The 3344-nt window shown below is 65.1% G+C and carries 3 protein-coding genes and 1 pseudogene; all 4 read right to left on the bottom strand.

The genetic code is table 11. The annotated features are described in order from the left end of the window. Window positions 1–71 precede the first annotated feature (71 nt). Complete coding sequence (gene grpE, locus AUC71_RS12975; protein ID WP_069624596.1) at window positions 72–722, bottom strand: nucleotide exchange factor GrpE; 651 nt, start codon at window positions 720–722, stop codon at window positions 72–74. Window positions 723–808: 86 nt separating this feature from the next. Then, window positions 809–1904 (bottom strand): annotated as a pseudogene (gene hrcA, locus AUC71_RS12970) (heat-inducible transcriptional repressor HrcA). 51 nt (window positions 1905–1955) lie between these two features. Beyond that, entirely contained in the window at window positions 1956–2786 is an 831-nt protein-coding gene (olsB, locus tag AUC71_RS12965; RefSeq protein ID WP_069624595.1) for a l-ornithine N(alpha)-acyltransferase, read from the bottom strand. Window positions 2787–3123: 337 nt separating this feature from the next. Then, a partial coding sequence (locus tag AUC71_RS19690; RefSeq protein ID WP_158007843.1) for a response regulator occupies window positions 3124–3344 on the bottom strand: 221 nt, incomplete at its 5' end.

Genomic DNA, 3344 nt, shown 5'->3' with positions numbered 1-3344 from the left:
AGGTGCGAGCGAAGCGAGTCTCGAAGCACGCGCCGGGTACCTCAGGATGACGCTCGATACAATGTTGGGACCTAGTCGCCGCCGTCGGGGATGTCGTCGTCCGCAACGTCAGGCCCGAAGCCGTTGCCGCCTGGCTCCGATTTGGGCGCGGGCTTGGCGCCGCCCTTCGATACGGCCACCAGCGCCGGGCGCAGCACGCGGTCGCCGATCGTGTAGCCGGCCTGCATGACCTCCACCACGGTGCCGTCGGGCACGTCGGTGTTCGGCACCTCGTACATGGCCTGCTGCTGGTTCGGGTCGAAGCGCTGACCGAGCGGCTCGATCTTGGTGACCCCGTGCTTCTCCATCATGTTCAGCAACTCCCGCTCGGTGAGCTCGACCCCTTCCAGAAAGCTCTTGAGCGCCGGGTCTTGGGCAGCGGCGTCCGCCGGCACATGCTCGACCGCACGCCGCAAATTGTCGCCGATGGTCAGCACGTCACGGGCGAAGTTGGAGATCGCGTAGCGCGCCGTGTCTTCTTTCTCGCGCTCGGTGCGGCGGCGCAGGTTCTCCATGTCCGCCATGGTGCGCAGCAGCTTGTCGCGCATATCGGCGTTCTCGGCGAGAAGGCCTTCGAGATCGCCCGCGAGCTCGGCGCTCACGTCCGGGTTTTCGGCCGCCTCGGTCGAGGTTGATTTCGTCTGATCCTCGTCTGTCTCACGTGGATCGGAATTGTCCGCCATCAGACGCCTCGGCGATTGGGGTTCAAAGGGAAGCTCCGGATATCGACCGGGAGCGGAGAAAAATCAAGGGACAAGGCGTGCCAAGATCAGGGAACGAGCCGCCCGAGTAATCTTGCCGTGTAGTCAACCATCGGGATGATACGCGCGTAGTTGAGCCTTGTCGGCCCGATCACCCCCAGCCACGCCAACGATTTTCTGCTCCGAGTCCTCGAAAGGCGAGACGATCAGCGCGGAGCCCGAGAGCGAAAACAGCTTGTTTTCGGAACCGATGAAAATCCGGGACCCCTTCGCGCGCTCGGCCAGCCCCAAGAGCTGGATCAGATCCTTCTTGGCGTCGAGGTCCTCGAACAGGAGCCGGACCCGCTCCAGGTCCTCCATGGCCCGCACGTCTTCCAGAAGATGCGCGCGGCCGCACACGATGAGGCTCTGCCGGTCGTCGGCCTCGCCCGACCAGATGGCGAGCCCGTCGGTGACGACCCGCGCCGTGAGCTCGTCGAGCTGGGCGCGTCGGGCCTCGATCTCCCCTTCGATCCGCACGCGGGCCTCGGCCAGCGTCCGCCCGCCGATATGGGCATTGATGTAGTTGGTCGCCTCGTTGAGCGAGGAGAGCGGCAACCCCTCGGGCAGCGGCACGATGCGGTTCTCGACGTCGCCGTCCTCGCCCACCAGCACGGCGAGCGCCTGGCCCTGGCCGAGATTGACGAACTCGACATGGCGCAGCGTCTTGCTTTGCTTTTCGGCGAGCACGACACCCGCGCAGCGGGACAGCCCCGACAGCATCTCGCCGGCTTCGGATAAAAAGTCCTCGACGCCGCGGCGTCGTCCGCCGGCGGCCATGCGCGACTTGATCTGGTTGCGTTCGGCCTCCGTGATGTCGCCGATCTCCAAAAGACCGTCGACGAACAGCCGCAAGCCCGATTGGGTCGGCAGCCTTCCAGCGCTCGTATGGGGCGCGTAGATCAGGCCGAGCGCCTCGAGATCGGACATGACGTTGCGCACCGAGGCCGGCGACAGCGTCATAGGCAGCGCCCGGCTCAAATTGCGCGAGCCGACCGGTTCGCCGGTTTCCAGATATGTCTCGACAATCCGCTTGAAGATTTCGCGCGAACGCTCGTTGAGATGACGCAGGTTTCCAGCGGCCTCGGCCGCCGCTTTCGCGCCTCTGACGTCGTTATGACCCATGACGGGAAAATGTAGGAGGCGCTTTGAGCCCCGTCAAACGGACGTGCGAACCTAGTTAAGCGGTCCGAGCGCCTGCGTGGCCGGCTCGACCAACTCACCCGGTGCGCCGAAATGAGCAAAATAGCGGGTCTTGATCAATTCGACCGGCATGATGACGAGGACATCGGTGGTGCCGAATTGATGGTCGATGACAGCGCCGTCGCCGACAAAGGCGCCGACCCGCAAATAACCTTTGATCAGCGGGGGCAGCGCCTTGAGGGCTGCGCGCGCATCGACGGCCTCGCGCGGCATCATGTTCATGTCGACGTGCAAATGGTCGTGGGCCCGCACCCGCCAATCCTCCGGCGCGAGCGAGTTATGGTGCAGGAAGCTCAGAGCAAGCGCATGGGCGGAGGGATCGGTGCCCGGGAAGCTCGCGCAGCCGATCATGACGTCGGCGCCGTGCTGACGAACATAAGACCACACGCCCTGCCACAGGAGCTCCAGCGTGCGCCGATTCCGGTAGGGCTTGAGCACACAGGAGCGGCCGAGCTCGATGAAACTGTAATCGGGCTTCGACTGGATCAGCGGCGCGATGTCGTATTCGCCCTGCGTATAGAACCCATCGTTGTGATCGGCGACGGCCTGGCGCAACACGCGATAGGTGCCGACCACCTGCGACCGGCGCCAGCCCTTCTTCGCCGGATCGCCGCGGTCGACGACGAGCAGATGGTCGAAGATCGCGTCATAGGCGTCCTCGTCGCGCCGCGACAGGAGGGCGAGCGCGCCGGGCGTGGCCGCCATCTCCTCGTAGAAGACTTTGTAGCGGAGGCGCTGAGCGCGGCGGAGTTCGCTTTTCTTGCGGGCGAGCTGCACTTCGAGCTGACCGATGCGGCCATAGATCTGCGGCGGTTGAAACCGCCCGCGAAGGCTGACGGACGGCGTGCGCCGGCGCCCCCAAACGGAAGGCCGCTATTCTGACTTGGCCGGAAATTCAGTCCTGGAAACATTGCCTCACCGCGAATTTGCCCGACAGGCGTCCTTGCGTTGGCCTCGTCCGCATGGCCGAGCCCAATTGAAATGTTTGGGGAAACGCGCCACGGGACTCCGCCAGCCACCAACTGAAACGCATGAGCCGAGCAGTGGTTTGATTCGGCCACAACATAAGCCGGTTAGCAAACCAATTCGAAGTCTATGTGACAGCCTGGGGAAAGCCTTGCGGCGCCTCGTGTCGAAGGCCTCAGGCGGCGCCGGCGCCCGTCTCCTGGTGCCCCCGCCCGTCCTCGCCGAGCCAGCGGGTGAGCAGTCCCGCCAGATCCCGCTTCTCGAAGGGCTTGGCGAGATAGTCGTCGAGACCGGCCGCGAGATAACCCGCCCGATCCTCTTCGAAGGCGTGGCGGTCAGCGCCACGATGGGGGGGGCCGCCCCGCGCCGGGGCGGGCGTCGTCGGCATAGAGCGCC

Origin of the sequence: Methyloceanibacter marginalis (assembly GCF_001723295.1) — a bacterium.
Classification (GTDB): Bacteria; Pseudomonadota; Alphaproteobacteria; order Rhizobiales; family Methyloligellaceae; genus Methyloceanibacter; species Methyloceanibacter marginalis.
The sequence above is the reverse complement of the archived record's forward strand: the minus strand, read 5'-3'. Positions and strand labels throughout refer to the sequence as shown.